Source organism: Sporosarcina sp. 179-K 3D1 HS, from assembly GCF_047228905.1.
GTDB lineage: Bacteria > Bacillota > Bacilli > Bacillales_A > Planococcaceae > Sporosarcina.
In genome coordinates this window covers 404394-426558 of the sequence record NZ_JBFEGI010000002.1, presented here as the reverse complement: position 1 = coordinate 426558, position 22165 = coordinate 404394, and the positions used below count along the sequence as shown (strand labels likewise).

At 45.1% G+C, this 22165-nt stretch carries 18 protein-coding genes and 1 pseudogene; 2 read left to right on the top strand and 17 right to left on the bottom strand.

What is annotated here, in order from left to right:
- Nucleotides 1-66: 66 nt before the first annotated feature.
- From AB1K83_RS04745 to AB1K83_RS04700, 10 genes are all read right to left on the bottom strand, one after another.
- Entirely contained in the window at nucleotides 67-1104 is a 1038-nt protein-coding gene (locus AB1K83_RS04745) for a DegT/DnrJ/EryC1/StrS family aminotransferase (protein WP_413057001.1), read from the bottom strand.
- A gap of 45 nt (nucleotides 1105-1149) precedes the next feature.
- The gene (locus tag AB1K83_RS04740; RefSeq protein ID WP_413057000.1) at nucleotides 1150-1830 is read right to left on the bottom strand and encodes a PIG-L deacetylase family protein; all 681 of its coding nucleotides are present in this window, start codon (nucleotides 1828-1830) and stop codon (nucleotides 1150-1152) included.
- Between the two features lie 45 nt (nucleotides 1831-1875).
- Complete coding sequence (locus tag AB1K83_RS04735; protein WP_413056999.1) at nucleotides 1876-2571, bottom strand: WbqC family protein; 696 nt, start codon at nucleotides 2569-2571, stop codon at nucleotides 1876-1878.
- Between the two features lie 140 nt (nucleotides 2572-2711).
- On the bottom strand, nucleotides 2712-4094 hold the full coding sequence (locus tag AB1K83_RS04730) for a glycosyltransferase (RefSeq protein ID WP_413056998.1): 1383 nt from the start codon (nucleotides 4092-4094) through the stop codon (nucleotides 2712-2714).
- 126 nt (nucleotides 4095-4220) lie between these two features.
- On the bottom strand, nucleotides 4221-6014 hold the full coding sequence (gene recQ / locus AB1K83_RS04725; RefSeq protein WP_413056997.1) for a DNA helicase RecQ: 1794 nt from the start codon (nucleotides 6012-6014) through the stop codon (nucleotides 4221-4223).
- Nucleotides 6015-6096: 82 nt separating this feature from the next.
- Nucleotides 6097-6510 carry a hemerythrin domain-containing protein gene (locus AB1K83_RS04720; RefSeq protein ID WP_413056996.1) on the bottom strand — a complete coding sequence of 138 codons (414 nt, stop codon included), beginning with the start codon at nucleotides 6508-6510 and terminating at the stop codon, nucleotides 6097-6099.
- Nucleotides 6511-6649: 139 nt separating this feature from the next.
- Nucleotides 6650-7462 (bottom strand): DUF368 domain-containing protein, encoded by an 813-nt coding sequence (locus AB1K83_RS04715; protein ID WP_413056995.1) that lies wholly within the window; start codon nucleotides 7460-7462, stop codon nucleotides 6650-6652.
- Nucleotides 7463-7624: 162 nt separating this feature from the next.
- Nucleotides 7625-8731, bottom strand: a complete 1107-nt coding sequence (locus AB1K83_RS04710) for a DUF1648 domain-containing protein (RefSeq protein ID WP_413056994.1) — start codon at nucleotides 8729-8731, stop codon at nucleotides 7625-7627.
- Between the two features lie 2 nt (nucleotides 8732-8733).
- A complete protein-coding gene (locus AB1K83_RS04705; RefSeq protein WP_413056993.1) occupies nucleotides 8734-9117 on the bottom strand; it encodes a GntR family transcriptional regulator in 384 nt (127 codons plus the stop codon).
- A 117-nt stretch (nucleotides 9118-9234) separates the two neighbouring features.
- Nucleotides 9235-10734, bottom strand: coding sequence for a polysaccharide deacetylase family protein (locus AB1K83_RS04700; RefSeq protein ID WP_413056992.1), 1500 nt, complete (start codon nucleotides 10732-10734; stop codon nucleotides 9235-9237).
- Nucleotides 10735-11079: 345 nt separating this feature from the next.
- Here AB1K83_RS04700 and AB1K83_RS04695 point away from each other — a divergent pair, with 345 nt between their 5' ends.
- Entirely contained in the window at nucleotides 11080-12054 is a 975-nt protein-coding gene (locus tag AB1K83_RS04695; protein WP_413056991.1) for a rhodanese-related sulfurtransferase, read from the top strand.
- 47 nt (nucleotides 12055-12101) lie between these two features.
- On the opposite strand, the gene AB1K83_RS04690 is transcribed toward AB1K83_RS04695, so the two are convergent.
- The 3 genes from AB1K83_RS04690 to AB1K83_RS04680 all read right to left on the bottom strand — a co-directional run bounded on the left by AB1K83_RS04690 (nucleotide 12102) and on the right by AB1K83_RS04680 (nucleotide 16119).
- Nucleotides 12102-13088 carry an NAD(P)/FAD-dependent oxidoreductase gene (locus AB1K83_RS04690; RefSeq protein WP_413056990.1) on the bottom strand — a complete coding sequence of 329 codons (987 nt, stop codon included), beginning with the start codon at nucleotides 13086-13088 and terminating at the stop codon, nucleotides 12102-12104.
- A 42-nt stretch (nucleotides 13089-13130) separates the two neighbouring features.
- Nucleotides 13131-13415 carry a DUF6509 family protein gene (locus AB1K83_RS04685; RefSeq protein ID WP_413056989.1) on the bottom strand — a complete coding sequence of 95 codons (285 nt, stop codon included), beginning with the start codon at nucleotides 13413-13415 and terminating at the stop codon, nucleotides 13131-13133.
- 61 nt (nucleotides 13416-13476) lie between these two features.
- Entirely contained in the window at nucleotides 13477-16119 is a 2643-nt protein-coding gene (locus AB1K83_RS04680) for a cation-translocating P-type ATPase (RefSeq protein WP_413056988.1), read from the bottom strand.
- Between the two features lie 165 nt (nucleotides 16120-16284).
- Between AB1K83_RS04680 and AB1K83_RS04675 the strand changes: the two genes are divergently transcribed.
- On the top strand, nucleotides 16285-17985 hold the full coding sequence (locus tag AB1K83_RS04675; RefSeq protein ID WP_413056987.1) for a M3 family oligoendopeptidase: 1701 nt from the start codon (nucleotides 16285-16287) through the stop codon (nucleotides 17983-17985).
- A gap of 120 nt (nucleotides 17986-18105) precedes the next feature.
- Here AB1K83_RS04675 and AB1K83_RS04670 read toward each other — a convergent pair whose 3' ends face one another.
- The 4 genes and pseudogenes from AB1K83_RS04670 to AB1K83_RS04655 all read right to left on the bottom strand — a co-directional run bounded on the left by AB1K83_RS04670 (nucleotide 18106) and on the right by AB1K83_RS04655 (nucleotide 22123).
- The gene (locus AB1K83_RS04670) at nucleotides 18106-19587 is read right to left on the bottom strand and encodes a GGDEF domain-containing protein (RefSeq protein ID WP_413056986.1); all 1482 of its coding nucleotides are present in this window, start codon (nucleotides 19585-19587) and stop codon (nucleotides 18106-18108) included.
- A gap of 87 nt (nucleotides 19588-19674) precedes the next feature.
- Nucleotides 19675-20662 (bottom strand): annotated as a pseudogene (locus AB1K83_RS04665) (zinc-binding dehydrogenase).
- 97 nt (nucleotides 20663-20759) lie between these two features.
- Nucleotides 20760-21521 (bottom strand): metallophosphoesterase, encoded by a 762-nt coding sequence (locus AB1K83_RS04660; protein WP_413056985.1) that lies wholly within the window; start codon nucleotides 21519-21521, stop codon nucleotides 20760-20762.
- A 107-nt stretch (nucleotides 21522-21628) separates the two neighbouring features.
- Complete coding sequence (locus tag AB1K83_RS04655; protein WP_413056984.1) at nucleotides 21629-22123, bottom strand: helix-turn-helix domain-containing protein; 495 nt, start codon at nucleotides 22121-22123, stop codon at nucleotides 21629-21631.
- Nucleotides 22124-22165: the final 42 nt, after the last annotated feature.

The window sequence follows — 22165 nt, the reverse complement described above, 5'->3', positions numbered from 1 at the left end:
TTACTACTTATTTACTATATCCATCATTGGGAATGAAATCAATCATTAGCATATTTTCTATGAATCTTAAAGATGATCTGTCACCACATGAATGATCCGCTTCACTTCCTCATCAGACAAGGATGGATAAATGGGCAGGGATATCGTACTTTGCGTCCAATTGAAGGCATTGACAAAGCGCTCTTTCCCCCCTAATAGTTCCCATTCTTGAAGGGGAATGACGGACGTAATATGGTTTTTTTTCAACGCGGCTATTATTTCATTCTGTTTGGCCGTTTGCAAAATAGCTCGGAATCGGACGGGTTGAATCTCTTGAACCGTATCGAGCAAAGGCAAGTTAGCCAATTTATACTGATGATAAATTTCCGCTCGTCGCTTCAGGAACTCCGGGAATTTCCGTAGCTGGGCCCTACCAATGGCGGCTTGTAAATCAGTCATTTGAAAATTGAATCGGATCTTTGTATCATTTCTTCGATCAAACAGCCGGTAATCTTTCAGTTCGGTAATGAGGGCGGTGTCGGTTGAGACGATCATACCGCCTTGTCCCCCAGCCGTCATCAGCTTGGTGGCGTAGAAAGAGTACACACCGATATCCCCTTGCAGCCCCACAGGGACCCCATCCACAAAAGCGCCCAATGATTGTGCACAATCTTCAATCACATGACATTTCATTTTTCCCTTCGAAATAGACTGTGGCAAGCCATACATATGGGGAATGATGGCAACATCTATTGTAGTGTCCAATGAGCCGATGTCCATATTGGGCGAATCCGTCCTGCTATCCACCAGGCTTGGAATACCTCCGACGAGTGCCGTCGCATTGCGTAAAGCGGAGCATGAATAGGCCGGAAAGGCGACCTGTTTCCCTTTCGAATCGAGGGCCAGCAATGCCAAGTAGAGGGCTGCCGTTCCGCTTGAAACGGCTACTGCTGCCCCTCTCGGCAACCCCAAAAAGTCGCAAAACTCATCCTCAAATTGCCTCACTTCCTCCCCTTGTGCCACCCAGCCCGACTTCAATACATGTACAGCCGCCTTCTCCTCCTCCACCCCCAAAGTGGGCCGGTTATGAGGGATGGGCTTCTCCTCCATTGACTTTTTACACATACGGGTCCACTCCCCTCCATGTTAATAGAACCGGACTACAACAAATCACATATGGGAACGTAAGATATAAAATTTTTCCGCGTACTTCATCCCGACTTCCATCCCCCGCATCTCTGCCCATTTCACCACATTTTCCGGCGATATCAAATGTTCCTTTGGCCTGATTTGAGATTTATGTTTTAGAAATGAATTTAATTTCTTCTGCATCGTATCGGTTATATCCAAGTACAACTCGCCTGTATTCCAAAACTTTTGGTATTGCCATGTAATTAACGGATATTCGTACATGGCAATCAATTTGATAAACTGATTCGGCTTCGGTCGAAGCGCTGCGAAGCTTGCCTCGAAAAGCACAATGTGATCCTGATGGTAACTCGGAAGCGGGATGAACACCATCGTTGGCCGAAAGCCGTCCAAAATCGTATCGAGCTTTTGTATGATTTCACTCTTCGGAACTGTATCGAGTAAGGAATCTTTATCATCATACAAAACATCAAAATCGGTACAGCCCAGATATGCCAGCGCCTCTTGCAGCTCTTTCTTCCGCGTATGGCCGGTAACCACCGCTCCCTTATGGGGATGGGTAATATCACCGACAGCTACTACAATGACTTTCACATGATTGTTAAATCGGCATGCCTTTTCAATCAGTCCGCCACATCCAAGTATTTCATCATCTGCATGAGGAGCAATGATCAAAATTCGTTCCGTTCCAGAGGTAATCATTATCCCCCCTCCTTTTCAAATTTATTGACCTACGTCATAAGCTTGTCAACTCCCCTTATTTCGTCTTTGCTTTCGTATCAAATCCATTGTTTCGGGTCCACAGTTAAAGAGCATATCAATCATGGATAGATTTGGTCGAAATCCCCCCCAACGTTGAGGGTATACAGGGTGATGGAACTCTTGATACACAAGTTGGATTTGCTTCGCCGTGAATGCCTCTTCCCTGTTATAGGCACGGGCACCTGTACCCGATACATAAAGGGTGCCTCCTAAGAAGGAGACGATGTTCACATTACGCGCATTACCGCTGCCAAAATCGTGTTTTAAATCCGATTCCAATAAAATATCCGTCTTTATTTGGAGCGCCTCTTTTAAATGAAGGATCAGGGCAATATTCAATGGCGCCAGATGCGTCCATTTGTCGTGGTAAATCTTTTGTAAACCATCTTTGTATGTGTCCCAGTATGGACTTCTTTTATAATTCGCTTCAATGGACTTCCAGTGTCTTTGCAACCAGTTGGTGTCATTTGCGATTTGCAGTTCGGAGACAGGCTTTTCTTTATTTTTCAGGGGAACAGATAGCCATAGCTCACCTTGAGGCGTTTTAATTTTATTCCGGTTGATAAAACCGCTTTTTGAATGAGCGGCCTTGTCTAATAAAACAAATTTGTCTACCTGGTCCAACTTATCGAAATAACCGATCCAGGGTAAATAATTCGGTTGATGAATAGCGACTTTCATAGTTTTCCGTACACCTCGGTTCCTTACTCTCCGTCATTCCTATACTATATGAGAAAGGTAACGTTCGCGGATGGGTGAACAATCCATATGACATGTTCTTTATCCATAGGAAAGCTGTTTCACAATTGACAAATCATCTGTTAGGAATACGTGTTGTTTCCGGACCGTTTTAATTTGTTCCAACCGACACTTGTTCCTCTCAATGCCATAATGATCGTTTTCCATGTCACGTATGCGATCAGATAGCGGTAGCCCATTCTTTGGAAAATCACCCACACAAGGGGTTTCATCTTTTCCCCGCCTAATTTAAAGGCGATGACAGAATTCAATACATCGGTCGTATAAAAGAGTAGGGCATAGAAATAGATGGATGTCGTCCCCGAGAGGAAAGCGGCTAGAAAAATAAAATCGATCAAGGGGGATGTCAAATACAGTAGATAGGAAAATAACATGCTAGGGACCGCGAAGTATTTTAAGGACTTATTGGAAGAGGTGAGTATGTTCCTCTTATGCTTCCAAGCAGTTTGCAAAATGCCATATGACCATCGGTAGCGTTGTTTGATAAAGTCCTTGACAGTTTCCGGACACTCTTCATAAGAAATGGCACGATCATCATATATAATCTTGTAACCCTCATTCAATAACCGAAGGGTAAGTTCTGTATCCTCCGCTAAAGTATCATGGTGAAAATACCCGACCTGTTTGACCACTCTCCTCCGCCAAGCACTGTTAGAACCGGGTACGACCGTGATACAGTTAAGTTCTTCAAACGCCCTCTTCTCCAAATTATTAGCTGTCACATACTCGATATGCTGCCATAACGTCAATTGGTTCCTGATGTTTCCGATTTTACAATTGCCGGATACCGCCGCAACGCGGGAGTCACTAAAATTTCTGACCAGATTTGAAACCGTTTCCGGCTGAAAGATCGTATCGGCATCTATGGTAATAATGATATCGCCACTTGCCAATTGAAATCCCATGTTCAGGGCAGATGCTTTCCCCCCGTTTCTCTTTTGGATCAATTCCACGATTCGCTCGTGCCGGAACTCCCGTTTCACAATATCTGCCGTAGCATCTGTAGAGCCGTCGTCAATCACAAGGATTTCGGTTATCGGATAGTCACTTGCCAAAATGGCGCGCACGGTCCGATGGATGACCACCTCCTCGTTAAAAACAGGAATGAGCACTGTGACATCCGGTTGATAGATGCGGATTAAATATCGGTTGACCTTTTCATATTCCCGAAGAATCCGGTCTCTCCTCACCTGTCGAATTCCATAAAAGATGAGAAAACCCATCCGTAAGAACCCGATGGCGATCGCAATGAGCAGATACGCAATTAAAACCTTTTTTCCGGTAGCTATAACGAAGGAAAGGAGGTCGCTGATGAATGGAAGAAAGATGACTCCATATGAATGCAAGGCGTATAGGATTAGCATGCCGAGTACGAATAGCAAGCCAGATAGAAAAAAGGTTTTGATGATGATCCACCGTTTACCTGTTCGATCTTCAAAAATCATTGAACCACCACTTCCTCTTTGGTGTAGCTTATGAAACTATTCGCAGGGAACATGGACTTCAGGCATAGGTGGACAAAGAAAAACTGCACCCCGATCTCTACCAATCGGAATGCAGTGCATATGACGTTATTTATTTTCCACTTCGGTCTTTTGCATCAAATAGGATTTGATTTCATTCATAAAAGCCTCTCCATATCTTTCCAGCTTGGCTTCCCCGACCCCATTCACATCCAGGAAAGCCTGCTCGGTCTGGGGCATTTTAGCAGCCATATCTTGCAGCGTTTTATCTGAAAATACGACGAATGGCGGTACACCCGCTTCCTGCGCCAAGTTCCGTCGTAATCCCCGCAGTTGTTCAAAGAGTGGATCGTCTTTTGTGATCTGCTTCGTAACGACAGACACTTTGCGGGTAACAGTCACTTTACCAAGCAGTACATCTTTTCCTTGATCCGTCACATAGATTATCGGAAATTGAGCATTTTCAACGCCTAAGTAGTTTTCAGAAATGATGAATTCGATAAAGGCGGATATGTCCTTAATGTTCCAATTCTTCAATAAACCGTATGTGGTCAGCTTATCAAATCCGAATTCCAGAACCTTTTTGTTGGCGGATCCTTTTAACACTTGAGCAATCATCGTTTTGCCGAATCGTTGTCCCATCCGGATCACGCAGGACAGCACTTTTTGGACATCGACAGTGACATCGCTGCTCTCCCTTGTATCGGTGCAATTGGCGCAGCGGCCGCAGTCAGTCGCTTCTTCTTCCCCGAAATAGGATATGATGAATTTCTGGAGACAGGATTCCGTGTGGCAATAATCGACCATCGATCGCAGTTTCTCCAACTCTCCTGGTATCCGGCTCTCATCCAGCGACTGGTCAATCAGGAACCGTTGGGTCTGTACATCTTGTGAAGAAAACAGCAAGGTGCATTCGCTGTCCAGCCCATCCCGGCCTGCCCGCCCCGCCTCTTGATAGTAACTTTCCATACTTCGCGGCATTTGGTAATGAATGACGTATCTTATATTACTTTTATCAATCCCCATACCAAATGCATTCGTTGCCACCATCACAGTCGCTTCATCCATTAAAAACCGATCCTGTTCCGATTGTCGCTCCAGGTCAGATAAACCTCCGTGGTATTTGGCAACAGCTATGCCGCGCTTCTTCAATAGATCGTGGACACTTTCCACCGCTTTCCTTGTAGCGGCGTATATGATACCGGCCTCTCCCTCATTTTTCTGTACGTATTCTTTTACATATTGATCTCGGTCTTGTCCTTTGACGACCGAAAAAGTGAGGTTGCTTCTCTCAAAACCGGTAGTCACTGAATTATCTTCTGTAATAGCTAGCTGCTGGCAGATATCTTCCCGGACCGCGGGAGTGGCGGTTGCCGTCAATGCTAAAATAATCGGCTTCTCGTCGAATAGAGAAACCACACGGCTAATATTCCGGTAGCTCGGGCGGAAATCATGCCCCCATTGGGAAATGCAGTGAGCTTCGTCAATTGCAATCATCGGCACGGACATTTGTTGCAGCTGATTCATGAATGAAGGGGCATCCAAACGTTCAGGCGCTACGTAAAGCAACTTATACATGCCCGCCAATGCGTTTTCCATCGTCCCGAAATACTCTTCTGAGGACAGGGTGCTATTAATATACGCAGCCGGGATTCCCGCCTGATGCAGTGCATCCACTTGGTCTTTCATCAATGAAATCAAAGGCGAAATGACGAGAACCGTCCCCTCCATTACGAGGGCCGGCACTTGATAACAGATTGATTTTCCGCCTCCCGTCGGCATGACACAGAGCATATCCTCTCCATTTAATACCCCTTCGATCACTTGCTCTTGGCCAAGGCGGAAAGATGGGTAGCCGAAGTAAGTTGTCAATGCTTGCAAAGCGTTCTGAATCGGAACCACCTCCTTGTATTCTCAATAGTTTGTTAAGCAGCAATGTTAGACAAGAAAAAAGCACCGGGATAGCAAGGCGCTTTGTTCTCCATTATTCCAGAAGCATCCGTTCTTCATCCCGGCTATGTATTTCATTTACAACTAGAAGAGCATGAAATTTATGTAAGACATTCGGACTTAAACCCTCTTGTTCCCGAAGTTTCTGGATGTCATTCACTATAATTCGAATCAAGTTGTGATCCCGAGTCAATTGGACAATCGCTTCCTTCAACTCAGGATGTTGCGCTGCAATTTCCTTGTATAATCCTTCTTCTTCGGCATCGGCGTGGCTAATGACACGCGTGATCCAAAAATCGATCAGTTCGTCAGCCGCCTTGTTGGCAGACTCCAGATCACCTTGCTTCAAGAAGTCCATCATGACTTCCGTTTTATCAATAGCACCAGAAAGTCCGCCATCATGGATGGCCCGATGGGAATGAAGTTGCTTCAATGCAGGTCCTGTCATTTCAATCATCCTTTCCAGAGAATCATACGTTAACAATAACAGATATCTACCTGAATGGACAATCTTATAGAGGGGTTCCCGCTAAAGCCCGGTGACAAAAAAAGCACCAGAGAATGGCTCCGGTGCCCACAGTCTAAAGTTATTTCTTCTCGGTTGAACTGAACATCGTTGCGACCAATAGTCCCATGATCAGGGCAATCACACTCATAACAAAAGGTGTACCACTTTCCGGAAGGCCAGGATAGACGACAAAGACAGAACCGAGAATGAGTCCGATAATACTCGCAAAGGTCACATGCGTATAATGGGCCAACAAGTAGCTGATTGCCTTGCTACTGACAATGAAGCCTACTATAACACCTGCCCCGATGACGACTATAATTGGTACATTTAAATTCGAAAGCGCCCCAATAGCGGTAGAATAGACACCGAGCAATAGCAAGATGAACGAACCGCTAATACCCGGAAGCAACATCGCCATACTGCCCGCCCAGCCTGCTAAAAACAAGCCAAGGGTATTTAGAGGCGTCAAGGTCGTAATCGGCTCCATGTCACTTGGTTTGATGAATGCAGTTGAAGCCAAGGCCACCCCAACGATAAGTAACAAGAGAAAATGGCCGATCCTGAAGTTGTTTTTCACATCAGCCTGTTTTGAAATGAAAGGCAAGACCCCGACAATCAAACCGATGAAAAAATACTGGGTCGGCGCATGATGATACTTCAATAAATATTCAATCACCCTACTCAAAGACAATAAGGCAGCTCCAATGCCAATCGCCAAAGGCAATAAAAATCCGATATGCTTTTTCCAATGGCGGCTAAAAAATCCACTGATCGACGCCAATAGATCGTCGTAAATACCGAGGATGAACGCAATCGTCCCCCCGCTAACTCCTGGGATCAAATCACTGATTCCCATGAAGAATCCGCGATATATATTTTTCCACTCCATTTAATCCGTTCCTCCAATTTTATTTCAATGCAAACAGTATACCATTTTTCCAAGGCCGCCATGAATTTTCTATTGATTCAAACTAAAAAAGCGGTTGTTCCTCGAAGGGAGACAACCGCTCTTATAAGTAATGCGTAGACCGCAACAAAGATACTCTATTGTTCATGCAAGAAAAGCAATAAGTAATATGAGGACGAGCGGAACGAAAATGACTACGTAGCCAAGCGGATTTCCAAAGTTCATCGTCCAGCCGACTCCAAACCTCTTTTCTACGAAGACGGAAGGGTCTTGTCGATTCACATAGAAGACACCGGCTTTCCAATAGCGATCTTCATCCACATCCGTAATTCCCGGTTCGGATTCATCCTCACATGCCACCTCAATGCGGGAGCCACCTTGGCCCACCTTGAAAGCGTAAAATGCAGTCCCAATTAAGATGAGCATCAAAAAACCGAGCGGCACTGCAAGCATAATTGCTGCAGAGGTGATGCCTTCATGGATGGTTGTCAGCTGAAGGAAGCTGAAGAAGGCCGTCACTAGCAAGGTCGTCAAAAATAGGAACCAACTCGTATACTTACGGAATGACAGTTGCTGTACAGCGGATGTCCGTTTCTTCACGGCACTAATTTTAATGCCGGATCGTTTCGTTGCCAGATGGATGCCGAGCATCATCCCTTGCATGACCAATGACATGAGTAGGAGTGCAACAACTGAAAACGGCGTTTTGGGACTAAAAGCGTCCGGCTGGCCGTCTGGTCCCCAATGGGTCGGAATCAAGTCCGGCATTGCGGCGTATTGAGTAAACGTATAAGCAATTAAGCCAAGTGAAATGACCATTGGTAACAAATAAAAAGGCGAAGGCAACATTTCGTCTTTGGTTCGAATTGAAAGATCAGCAACGCGTATTTGTTTTAGTGTAGTCCCCCATTCATTCTCCCCCTTCAATTTCGTTGTTTTTCCATGAAAGAAGAAATAGAGAACCATATTGATAACTAGGATACATAATTGAACGGCCAAGCCGGTTAAAATAATCCGCTCTTCGGAATAACTGTTATTTAAAGTCCAAATGAGGAAGAGTCCTGTCAATAAAACTCCCGCACCCAAAATGATTCCCGTATACATTCTCTTAAAACGGTTGAGAGCTGGATCGTTCGTATGACCTTCTGGGATGGTGACGCCGAAGACCACCGTATTCCGAAGTAAATATGGGATGGCCGATTGCAGCACAATGATAAATGCGGTAACGATTAGGAAAATGGTGACTCCCATTGTTATTCCTCCTTTACACCTGAGTGAATGTCGCGGACGAGGACTTGGATTTCGTCTAACTTCATGCCAAGAACCATGGCTTCCGCTATGATCGGCTTCAATTCTTCTTTGATTCTTATTTTATCCCGTGAGGAGATGTCTCCTTTATGTAGCGCGTTCAGGACAGCGCCGGATTTCGGGACAATTGTAATGATTCCCTTCTTTTCTAAAGCATGGTAAGCCTTGTTGACCGTGTGCATATTCATGCCAAGGTCAGCTGCAAGCGAGCGGACGGAAGGCAATGTATCGCCATCACGGAGTTTTCCACGCGCCGCCAATTCGATTAATTGGTTCGTTAACTGCATATATATGGGGACTTCAGAAGCAGGATCGATTTGAATCAACATACATGATACCTCCTCTATCTGTTCTACATCCATTATAACACCTGTGTTCTAATATGTATAGAACAAAACACAAAAAATCCCTTAGGACATTCCTCGATGTCCTAAGGGAAATTTATTTCAATCCATCTCTGAAACTGTGACAAAAACATATCCTTCATTTTGCAAATAATCCAAGACCGCATCAAGGCCTTGCGCCGTGGATTGGTGGATATCATGCATAAGTATGATGCTTCTGTCTTTTGTAAGGCTCTTCACCTTCTCAAGTAATAGATCGGCATCCCGGTGTTTCCAATCCAATGTATCGACATCCCATAAAACGACGGGCAATCCGGCGACATTCCGGACTTGCTTGTTGACAGCACCGTACGGAGGCCGGAAGACCGTGGCTTTTTTTCCGGTTACTTCTTCAATGATCCCCGAAGTCCGAAGTATTTCATTTCTCGCTTTTTCGGCCCCCATTTTTGTCAAATCGGGATGGTGCCAGGAGTGGTTGCCAAGTTCATGCCCCGCTTCTGCCACTTGTTTCGCAATTTCTGGATAGTATTCGACGCGGCTGCCCAGCATGAAAAACGTTGCCTTGGCATCGTATTTTTGTAGGGTATCAATAATTTGGGTCGTCACTTTCGGATCTGGCCCATCATCAAAAGTCAATGCGACTTTTTTGACCGTAGATTCTTCCGGTTCATTGACGGCTTCATTCCCTACTGCAACCGGGTTGGAACTTTCCTCTTCCGGCACAGCTTGTTCATCCACCGGGCTCTCAGATTGCTGTTCACCCGCTGAAGGCTCCTTCACGGGCTCCACTGCCCTTGCTTGAAACCGGTTTACTAGGAGATGTTTTACCTTCTCCACTGGCAAAGCGATGACTGGAGGCCCAGCAACTCGTGTGGCAAAGCTATCTTCCTTGAAATAAAATATGAGGGATTGATCCGTAATCGCAAAGTTTTGGAAATGGGACCAATCCTCTTTTGTCTGCTGTTCAACCGCTTCTTGCTTAAGATAGTTCTCAAGCGCGGCATCCTCTAGGATCGCTTCTTTTACAAGAAGGGACAGTTTTTCCAAACGTTTTTGATTACCGCCCAGTAAATCCGTGATGGCGATACTCTCCCCTGTCCTCGGATTTAGATGGAATGAACGGATTTCAGAAGTACCTGCTTTTCCTCCAGTAAACATATTCGTCATGAGCACTAATGAATAGTTCCCAGAATGATGGGTCAGCGTTTCGAACGAGACGTTGAGTTCCCCGTCCGGTTCCATGCCCAGTTTCTTATTTTCCTTCATTATAACTAAATAATTAGCTTTTGCTTGGTTGATATATGTCAATACCTCTTCATTAAATGCTGTATGTATACTTTGGGGATATTGGATCGCATAAGGAGCAAAAGGATCGTTCGACGTTTCCGTAATGATTTTGATGCCCGGATAATTGGAATCGATCGTTTCAATGATGGTAGGAGGAGCTGTCGCCTTTTTCTTCTGTTTGTCAGGAGACGCGGCAGCTTCCTGCTTATGAGTGGTGAAGATGAGATAAATAGCCGCTACGGTTAAGGTGATGATCGTTATGGAAAAAGTGACATCGATCCAGAAAGAACGTCTTCTCCTTGCTGTTTTTTTCATACAAAATACTCCTTTTCTATTGGTAGAAAATTAGACGGCATCGGTCCAAAATAGTTTCGAAAAAAATAGATTTTAGTAGAATATTGGCGAAAAATCTATGATTCAAGTATACAGGAGATTGTAACAAAACCCAATACTTGTTATCTGTTAGAAAAAACTGAATCATTTTCCGCTCCTTTTTATGTAAAAAGAACAGATGAAAAATACTTTTCCATCCCGTACCGATGTGATATAATGACAAAACCCGGATCTTGCAAATGCGGGTTTACTTTTGCATGTCTAAAAATCGAATTATATATTTGCCGATCCGGTTGTTGACTTTAAAAATAAGGTGGGTAAAAGGAAATGGAAAAAGGCACATACCGGGTTCTTCTGTATTATAAATATGTACCGATCGAAGACCCTGTCACGTTTGCTGCAGAGCATTTGGCAGCATGTAAGGAAATCGGCTTAAAAGGACGTATTCTTGTGGGTGCGGAAGGGATTAACGGAACTTGTTCAGGTACCGTTGCCCAGACGAATGCTTACATGGAGATGATGAGAAACGATAGCCGCTTCGAAGATATCGTATTTAAAATTGACGAAGCGGATGGACACGCATTCAAGAAAATGCACGTCCGCCCTCGGAAAGAGATTGTGAACCTGAGCTTGGAAGAAGATATCAATCCGAATGAATTGACCGGGAAACGGTTAAGTCCTGAAGAGTGGTTCAAACAAATGCAGGAAGAGGATACCGTCATCATCGATGCGCGAAATGATTATGAATATGACCTAGGCCATTTCCGCGGTGCAATCCGTCCGGATATTGAGAACTTCCGTGATCTACCGGAATGGATCCGCGAAAATAAAGAGCAATTTGAAGGGAAAAAAATCTTAACATATTGCACAGGTGGTATCCGCTGTGAAAAATTCTCCGGATGGCTTGTCCGCGAAGGATTCGAAGATGTCAGCCAATTGCACGGTGGAATTGTTTCGTACGGCAAAGATCCTGTTGCCCAAGGACAGCTTTGGGATGGACAATGTTATGTGTTTGACGAGCGTATCGCTGTTCCGGTTAACCAAGTCGAACATGTCGTTGTCGGCCGAGATCATTTTGATGGCACACCATGCGAACGCTATGTAAACTGCGCAAATCCGGAGTGCAATGCTAAAATCCTTTGTTCCGAGGAGAACGAGCATCTCTACATGCGCAGCTGTTCGGATGAATGCCGGAAGCACCCTAGAAACCGTTACTTTGTCGAAAGCAATATGACGGTAGAGGAATATGACCAACGTATGAGAGAGATTGAGAAACATCGTAATGACATTGCTATAAACTAAAAAAAGCGGCAGAAGGATGAATCCCTTCTGCCGCTTTTTTTCTATGCTTACTCTTTGAAAACACTTGTACTATGCAGTGGCTGCAATCTTGCTTTCGGATCGATATAAGCCTTGGCGTGATTAATGGCAATCGGAGCTTCTCCCAGTCCGACTGCAATCAATTTCACTTTGCCGTCATAATTCGTAATATCTCCCGCTGCATAGATCCCTTCAATATTCGTCTCCATTCGGGAATTCACCAGAACGGAAGTCCGATCCATCTCCAATCCCCATTCCTTCAATGGTCCGAGGGACGAGACATTTCCGTAGTTGACAATGACATGATCCACAGACAGCAATTCCTCCGTGCCGTCTTTTTCAACTAGGACCACACTTTCGGCTTGCCCATCTGCTCCGTTGATCTGTTTCACTGTACGGGACGTTATAACCTTCACTTTCGAGGCCATCAATTGGTTGACGCTCGTCTCATGGGCCGTGAAGCGTTCTCGTCGATGGACGAGTGTCACGTTCGAAGCGACATCCTCTAACATGAGCGCCCAATCCACCGCAGAGTCTCCTCCCCCGCAAACGAGAACTTGTTTATCTTTGAAAAACGACAATTCCTTAATGCTATAATGAAGGCTCTTGCCAGCAAAGCCTTCCTCTTCGGACAGGCCAATTTTTCGGGGCTGAAAAGCTCCAATTCCGGCAGTTAACAAGATTGTTCTAGTCAGATGAACTCCTTTATCCGTTTTCAGGACAAAATGATCACCTTCACGAGTTGCTGAAATCGCAGTTTCCTCCAATAGAATTTCCGGTTCGGAATACTGGGCCTGCTCCACCAGGTTTGCAACGAAATCTTTTGCAAGAACTTTCGGGAATCCACCGACATCGTAAATATACTTATCCGGATATAACTCAGTAAGCTGCCCGCCCAGTTGAGGCAAGCTGTCCAGGATCTTAACCGACATTTGTCGCATTCCTGCATAGAAGGAAGCAAATAATCCGGTTGGTCCCCCTCCTATAATGGTGATATCTACGATTTCTTCACTCATCTTCCACACTCCTATTTCGGTAAGGTACAGTCATGTTTTGCTTTATTCTTCCAAATGAGTCCTACAGAACTCCAGGATTTTCTCCATTTCATCCTCTTCCAATTCAAAGTCCAACACAGCTTCGGTGGAACGGTCAAAAAAGTGATAGGAGACGATTCTCTTTTCATTCCCGTCTTCCTTGTAAATAACACGCAGACCCGTCCCTACTTCCGTATATAATTCATCATCTTCATCCAATGTCAGATATAGACGGAATTCATACCGATTTCCCGTTAGGATACCTGTCGGATCGACCAACTTCTCAACCGAGTATTCATCAATTTGCATACATCCATCAGCCTTTCATGCTTTTCGCTATCTTCCATAGTACAACATTCCGCCGTATTTTTCATTTTTTGAGCAGTTTTACGCCTTCATTTATGACAAGCGGCAACAGGCTAAGTCCAGCGATGATAGCCCACTCGGTCAAACCGAGCGAATGGACACTGAACACATCGGCAATCGGTGTAATGGTCACGATGGCGACCTGCATGGCAATGCCGAACAAAATGGAAGCTATCAGAAATTTATTCTTAAAGAGGCCAGCCTTGAATATGGACTGATCCATTGACCTGAAATTAAGTGAATGGATCAGTTGAGAGAAGCTAAGGGCAACAAATGCCATCGTCTGCCCTTGGATAATCGCACTCTCCGGTAACGTATGGGAAAACATCGTCCAGAATCCACCAGTATAAGCTCCAGCTGTATATACCCCGAAAACGAAGGCGACGAGCGTAATGGCCCCGATTAACAATCCATTGAGCACTAGAAAAGGGACAGCGCCTTTAAGAATATTCTCATCCCGTTGCCGCGGCTTTTCTTTCATGACTCCAGCTTCCTCTGGGTCCACACCAAGCGACAATGCCGGGAACGTGTCGGTCACCAAGTTCACCCATAAAATATGGATTGGACGCAACAGAGCCGGCCAACCGAGCAAGATTGCCGCAAATAACGCAATGATTTCCCCGATATTGCAAGACAACAGGAAGATGATCGCCTTTTTAATATTGCGGTAAATGGTCCGGCCTTCTTCCACCGCCTTGACAATGGAAGAAAAATTATCATCGGTCAGGATCATATCGGATGCACCTTTGGCCACATCCGTTCCGGTGATGCCCATCGCCACTCCGATATCCGCCGCTTTCAAGGAAGGGGCATCATTTACCCCGTCCCCTGTCATGGAGACGATATGCCCTTTCGCTTTTAACGCCTGGACGATTTTCACCTTATGTTCAGGTGACACCCGCGCAAATACTTGTAGGTCATCGCACTTGTCAATCAATTCCTGTTCAGATAAGGTATCCAACACCTTGCCTTCCAGAACTTGCGATTTGTCCGAGGCAATCCCCAATTCCTTCGCTATGGCAAAAGCGGTATCCCGGTGATCTCCTGTAATCATTACCGTGCGGATGCCGGCTGTTTTCGTCATGGCTATCGCCTGCTTCACTTCTTCCCTTGGCGGATCAATCATTCCGACAAGTCCAATGAATGTCATTTCTTCTTCCACGTTTTTCTGTTCCTCTGCGTTCGCTGTCTGCAATTTCTTGTAAGCAGACCCTAACACACGGAGAGCTCCGGAAGACATGCTTTCGGCAGCCGCCAAGATAGATAGGCGGGTGGATTCATCAAGCGGCCGAGACTCTCCCTGAGCTGACGTTTCTACCCACTTACACCTTTCAAGAAGGGCATCGATCGCCCCTTTCGTCTGGGAACGGTATCCGTCCGGCGTCCGATGGATCGTTGTCATCAGTTTCCGGGTCGAATCGAATGGAACTTCCCCGATCCGCTCGTGTATTTCCTCTACTTGATTTTTATTGAACCCCGCAACTTCCGCCGCAATCAGTAGGGCAATTTCTGTTGGATCACCGGTTTCCCCCGTTTCTGAGATGGTTGCGTCGTTACAAAGTGCGATATTTTGAAATAAAAGACGATCGACTTCATTCCCGGAACCTGCCTCATCCAAATGTTTCAATAGGCCGTCCGTATAGATCTTCGTGACGGTCATCCGATTCTGCGTCAACGTACCTGTCTTGTCGGAGCAAATGACATTGACGGAACCGAGAGCTTCCACCGCAGGAAGCTTCCGGATGATGACGTGTTGCTTGATCATTCGCTGGACTCCGATAGCTAGAACAATCGAGACAATAGCCGGCATGCCTTCCGGGATGGCAGCGACCGCGAGACTGACCGCCAACATGAACATATCCAAATAACCCCGTCCCTGTATGACGCCGATCACAAAAATGACCATACAGATTGCCAAGGCTAGTAGTCCTAAATATTTCCCCAGTTGGCCAAGGCTTTTCTGCAACGGTGTTTCTTCATCTGCAGAGCGGTCGAGCATGGCAGCCACTTTCCCGATTTCCGTCTCCATCCCCGTTGCAACCGCAATGCCCGTGCCACGGCCATAGGTGGCTAATGTCGACATGAAGGCCATGTTCTTCCGGTCACCGATTGGCAAGGAATCATCGGATTTAAATTCAGCATCCTTATCAACGGGAACCGACTCCCCTGTCAATGCCGCCTCTTCAATTTTTAAGTTCGCCGTTTCAATTAGCTGAATATCGCACGGTACGTATCTTCCCGCATCGAGCAAGACGATATCCCCCGGAACGACTTCTTCCGCTGGAATTTCCTGTTGAATACCGTCCCTTCGTACAAGGGCTTTCGGAATCGCCATATTTTTTAATGCTTCCAATGCTTCTTCCGCCTTGGATTCCTGGACAACTCCCACGATAGCGTTAATGACAATAACGATGCCGATAATGATGGCATCTGCCCATTCACCGAGCAATCCTGATGTGATGGCGGCGACGAGGAGCACATAAATAAGGATATTATGTATTTGTGCAAAGAGTTTCGCTAAAAATGTGCGTTTCTTGCCACCCGCTAGTTTATTCGGCCCAAATTTTCCCAAGTGATTTTGTGCCAATTCGGCACTCAATCCCTTTTGTGGATCTGTAGTCATCCATTCCTCTTTTTGAACATTCATGCTTTTCACTCCCGACATACTACGTAATCATTTTTTCTATCTTTTATCTTACCATTAGTTCATGAATTGGCATTATTTTCTTTCCGATGAAAAGTATACATTTTTGCAATTTGCCGGATGTTCATGAACAATAGAAACTATGTAATAAATAAAGGAGGAATCCAGATGATCACCTTTAAGGATTATGCTTACATGCGTCCTGACATGGTAGCTATGAAGAAAACCTTTCATGATCTGTTAGCGCTATTTCAATCTGCAGGAACGTTCGAAGAACAGAGTAGGATCATTGGAAAGATCAACGCGATCCGTCGCGACTTTTCGACTCAGGAAAATCTCGTTTATATCCGTGCTTCAATTGATACAAATGACGAATTTTATCAGAAGGAACGTGATTTCTTTGATGAAATCGGACCAGAGTATCAAGAGCTTGAAACGGAATATTATCGGAAGCTTATTTCTACTCCATTTCGGAAAGAATTAGAAAATCAATGGGGCGGCCAATTATTCGCACTCGCAGAAAATGCGATTCGGTCGTTTTCAACCGAAGTGCTTCCTTTATTGCAGAAAGAGAATAAATTAGTATCGGATTATTCTAAACTGGTCGCTTCCGCTCAAATCGAATTTGACGGGAAGACGTTGACATTGGCACAGATGGGACCCTATGCAGAGTCGGCGGACCGCGCTGTCAGGAAATCCGCCATGCAAGCCTCTTACTCTTTCTATGAGAAGCATGGGAAGCGCTTCGATGACATTTACGACGACCTCGTCAAGTTGCGGCATGAAATTGCGACAACTCTTGGTTTTACGAACTTTGTAGAGCTTGGCTATGTGAGGATGAACCGAATCGATTACGATGCGGAAATGGTGAAGAAGTTCCGCCAGCAAGTTAAAGACCATATCGTCCCCCTGGCTAATCAGTTGTATAAGCGACAAGCGCAACGGATTGGCGTCAACCAATTAAAGTTTTATGACCAAGCTCTTAATTTTCCTTCCGGCAATGCCGTGCCTCAAGGTGATGCAGGATGGATCGTCGAAAACGGGAAAAAGATGTACGCTGAGCTATCGGAAGAAACCAATGAGTTTTTCCGCTTCATGGTGGAGAGAAATCTAATGGATCTGGAAGCGAAAAAAGGGAAGGAAGCTGGTGGTTATTGTACTTTCATTGATAATTACGACTCGCCTTTCATTTTTTCAAATTTCAATGGCACGTCCGGCGATATTGATGTGTTGACCCATGAAGCGGGTCATGCGTTTCAAGTATATTCGAGCCGCTCAATCGGTATCCCGGAATATTTATGGCCCACTTATGAGTCAGCTGAAATTCATTCAATGAGTATGGAGTTTTTCACATGGCCATGGATGGAGCTATTTTTCAAAGAACAGACCGATAAATATAAATTCGTTCATTTAAGCGGTGCGTTACTGTTTTTGCCGTATGGCGTTGCAGTGGATGAATTTCAACACGTCGTCTATGAAAATCCAATGATGACCCCAACGGAACGAAAAAAAGCATGGAAAAAAATTGAAAAGGTGTATCTGCCGAACCGGGATTATGATGGTCATCCGTTCTTGGAATCAGGTGCCGTGTGGCAACGCCAAGCCCATATCTATTCAAGTCCGTTTTATTATATTGATTATACGCTCGCCCAAATTTGCGCGCTGCAATTCTGGAAGAGGTCTATGGAAAATCGGGAAGAAGCTTGGCAAGACTATGTGCATCTTTGCAAGCTAGGTGGCTCTAAATCGTTTACTTCACTTGTCTCCGAAGCCAATTTGATGTCCCCATTTGATGACGGCTGCGTGGAGTCGGTCATTGGCGTAATTGAGCAATGGCTGGATTCAATTGATGACGAAGCGCTCGTTTGATCTGCATGGAAAAGCTGTACTCCTGTTTTTTGGGGGGTACAGCTTTTTGCGATTTAATTAAAAAAGCCTTTTAAACAGACATAAGAAGTCAGTTTAAAAGGCAATAGTTTTTTTATGTACTCATCCTACCTGATATAGATTATATTGGTTTTTCCCGTTTTCTTTCGAACGATATAAGGCTCGATCGGCTTTTTCATATAAGGTTTCGAAATCATCATCCGCCGAAGCAAAGGCGATCCCGACACTTATGGACGGGGCAAGCTTAGCCTTGTTACGCAAGCACGATAATTCTTCATTCACTTTTCCAATTAACGTTGAAGCAATGTGTTCCGCTTCTTCCAGATCTGTCTTGGATAGCAAGACGATGAATTCATCGCCTCCGATACGAGCTGCAACATTCCCTTGCCCCGTCACATCCTGAATTGTGCTGGCGGCCAATCTTAGAATCCTGTCTCCTTCCCGATGCCCTAACAAATCATTGATCGATTTGAAATTATCAAGGTCAATCATCATGAGCGCTTTCCCTTCACTATCTTTCTCAAACCTTTTCTTGAATTCCTCTTCAAAAGCCGCCCGGTTTTTTAAGCCAGTCAAACTATCATGAAACGCTAGGTATACCGGTTTGGCTACCAGCCGGGCGATGAAGAAGGAGAGGACGATTGCGGCTGCCAATATGATAGCCAACTGCACCATGTACTCATTTTGATAGGCGCTGAGCATACCCGATAATTCCACATCCGTATAGACGATTTCCACGACGCGATTTGTCGAATATCCCCTGCGCTCATCCGCGGTGTACGGAATATACCGATACGTCACCCGGCTTCCCCCATCGACTCGAACGCCCTCTTCTGCCTGGCCACTCTTCAATGCCTGTTTGAACAAAGGCAGCAGGGACTCATCGATGTTCCGGAACTCTTCATCTCCTTGGATTCCCATGAGGACACCTTTAGGATTGTAAATGCGGATCGACTGAATGACATCGTCGTACTTTTTCTCCAGTACCTCAACCGTCTTCAAAAAGTTGAACTGCCGGAAAATTTCCTCATCTTCAAGTTCCACGCCGAGCTCGAGTAAGTAGCGATGATCCGGAGTTGGGATATAACTAAATTTCTTGATCTCACCCGTTTTTGTTTGGATATCCATGCCGTCATGGACGAACTCGTTTCCATTCCTTCGCTCGTCCAATAGCTTGGAGAAATTTGGGCAGCAGTCGCTGAAGTCCAGCCCTAAGTCCTGCTTCAAGCTCGAATGAATGACTGTATTTTCCTCGTCTAAAATAAAGACATCCATATTAAACTGATTACGTAACGCTTCAAAATCCCAATTTGCAAAATCGGGTTCTACTTCATACTTCGCTACTAATTCCTTTGAATACTCTTCCATCAAATTTCCGGTTTGGTCATCTAGTATGCTATAAACTTTATCAATCGTCGCAAGCGAATCGATAATTTTGTCTTCAGCCATCGCAATTTTGGTGTCTTGTCCGATTCGGACTCGCTCTTCCAACTTTTTATAATCAAATAATGCGATGAGCAATGAAAGAATCAAGGAAAAAACGATTAAGACAATCGTCAGCCGTATTCTAAACTCTCTTCCCATTAACGCCTTCTCCCCATCATGTCAATTAGACTCAAGTAATAGACTAATTATACCATAAACTGATGGGAAAGTATTAGTCGTTTTAGGTTAGTTATGGATACGAAACGCCACTTTTCCAAATTGCTTACTATCTTTCACGTAATCGAATGCTTCAAGTGCTTGATCCAGATCAAATACTTTATCAATGACCGGGTGCATAGTATATTGCTCCACATGGGCAAGCATTTCCCGCAATTCTTCCCGGCTTCCCATCGTAGAGCCAAGCAATTGATATTGGCCGTAAAAGAAAGATCTTAAATCGAAATCGACGGTGTCTTCCGTAGTTGCTCCAAATACAACAATGCGGCCACCTTTCTTTACAATATCCAGGGAGCGATTGAACGTTGCACGGCCAACACTTTCGATGACAAGATCGATTGTCTTTCCCGCAAGCTCCTGTTTCCAATCGCTATTCGTATCAATTGCCAAATCTGCCCCAAGTTCAAGCGCTTTTTTTCGTTTCTCCTCGCTTCGGGAAGTGACAATCACATTTGCACCTATGTTTTTGGCGAATGAGATAAGAAAAGTGGCAACCCCACTTCCCGCCCCTGGAATGAACACCGTATCATTTTCTTTCAATTGACCTTTTGTGAACAAAGCCCGATACCCCGTCAATCCGGCCAATGATAGGACTGACTGCCGCTTCTTCCCAATCCAAATGCGACGGCTTCTTTTCCAATTGTTCCGCGGACAGGACGATCTTCTCCGCAAATGTTCCATTATCAGGCATGCCTAATATATCAAATTGTTCGGGTGGCGCGTCACTGTTGTCATACCAGCGTAGAGACGGATTAATAATCACTTCATCCCCAACTTGAACGTTCGTGACCCCTTCTCCGATGGACTCTACGACACCAGCTCCATCCGAACCCAATGTCAAAGCTTCTATGGCATTTCCTCGACGTCCCGGTATGTACAAATCCCTCCGATTCAGACCGGCTGCACGTAATGCGACGACCACTTCCCCTTGGCCCGCTGTAGGTTCAGTCATTTCCCCGACTTGTAACTCTCCATTTTTATGGATAACCGCTTTCATCCAATTCCACCCTTTCTGAATCATTTCTTCCACTCTATCATACAAGAGTTGTGAGGATTCATCCAAAAAACGCTTTGAGCCCTAGGACTCAAAGCGTTCAAACAGTTCTAAGCGTGACAACAACAATTTCCGGTTGATTGAACAACCGTAACGGAACAATACTATTTCCGAGCCCCCGGCTAATTACCATAAGACTCCCATCCTGTTCATGAATTCCAGACGTATAGCGCGGAAACCAACCTTGCCCTGGTGATAGTAATCCGCCAATTCCCGGGATGCGAATCTGTCCACCATGAGCATGTCCGCTAAATGTAAGATCAACATCCGCCTTGACATATTGTTCAAATTGTTCGGGCCGATGGGATAACAATATTTTATAAACAGATTCAGGTACATCTTGAAATGTCTTTTCGATTGACATTCCCACTGTGGTTGCATCATCGGTCCCGTGGGCCAACGGATCTTCAATTCCTCCAACGGCAATTAAATCTCCTTCATTTCCTGTAACATATAGGGACTCATTCGATAAAACACGCACACCCAACTTTTCTAATTCTTCTTTTATATGCTTTTCATCATTGGTCGCTATTTCATGATTACCTGTTACGAAATAGAATGGAGCTACGAATTGAAGTTCCTCGATCAATGTCAGACTTCTCTCAAGATCATAACGGTTGCTGTCTATGAAATCTCCGGTAATAAAAATGACACTCGGTGTCAGCATTTTCACCCGTTTGACTAGCTCACGATGATTGTCCCCAAATTCTGCATCGTGCAAATCTGATAATTGAACAATCCGATAGTAATCAAAACTATCAGGAATACGTTCCGATGTGACTTCGTAAAACGTAACCCCCACAGTCGTATTCCCCTTGTATAGTACGATTCCTATAATCAGGAGCCAGAGAACGAGCAGCACAAGCCACCTGAGTCGCCTCCTGGTTTTTTTCTCTTTCTTTCTATCTCTCATAGCCAACGCTTTTTCAATTTAGCCAATTCCAACAGTTCTAGCATCTCTTTTTTAGGAAGCTCCGTAGCAATTGCCAGCAGCTCCCTTTCAGCAAACCGTCTGCCTTTGCCGCTTCGATAACGCTCTTTATTGACGGTATCCAGCTCGGCATACAATTCCGTGGAGCGATCCATCGGTAATTCATCGCCCTTCTCTTCCACAATCGTTTCCCGCAGTTTATCATAGAGCATCTCAATATTCGTATTGCCTGTGCTTTTGAATGCTTTGGCAGTCTTGCTATCCCCTAATATCAGTTCATCCGTTGATACATTGAACCTTTCAGAAATCTTCGCAATCCAAGCGGCCGAAGGGGCATTTTTCCCCTTCTCCCAGTCTTTAATCCGGCTCGCGGAAGTGCCGATCGCCGAGCCGAAAGCCATCATGGAAAGCCCACGCTGTTCGCGCAACGCTTTCAACCGCAACCCAAAGTCTTCTTTATTCCATTCCTTCACAATGTCGCCTCCTAGTTATCGCCTCATCTACCTCCATTATTT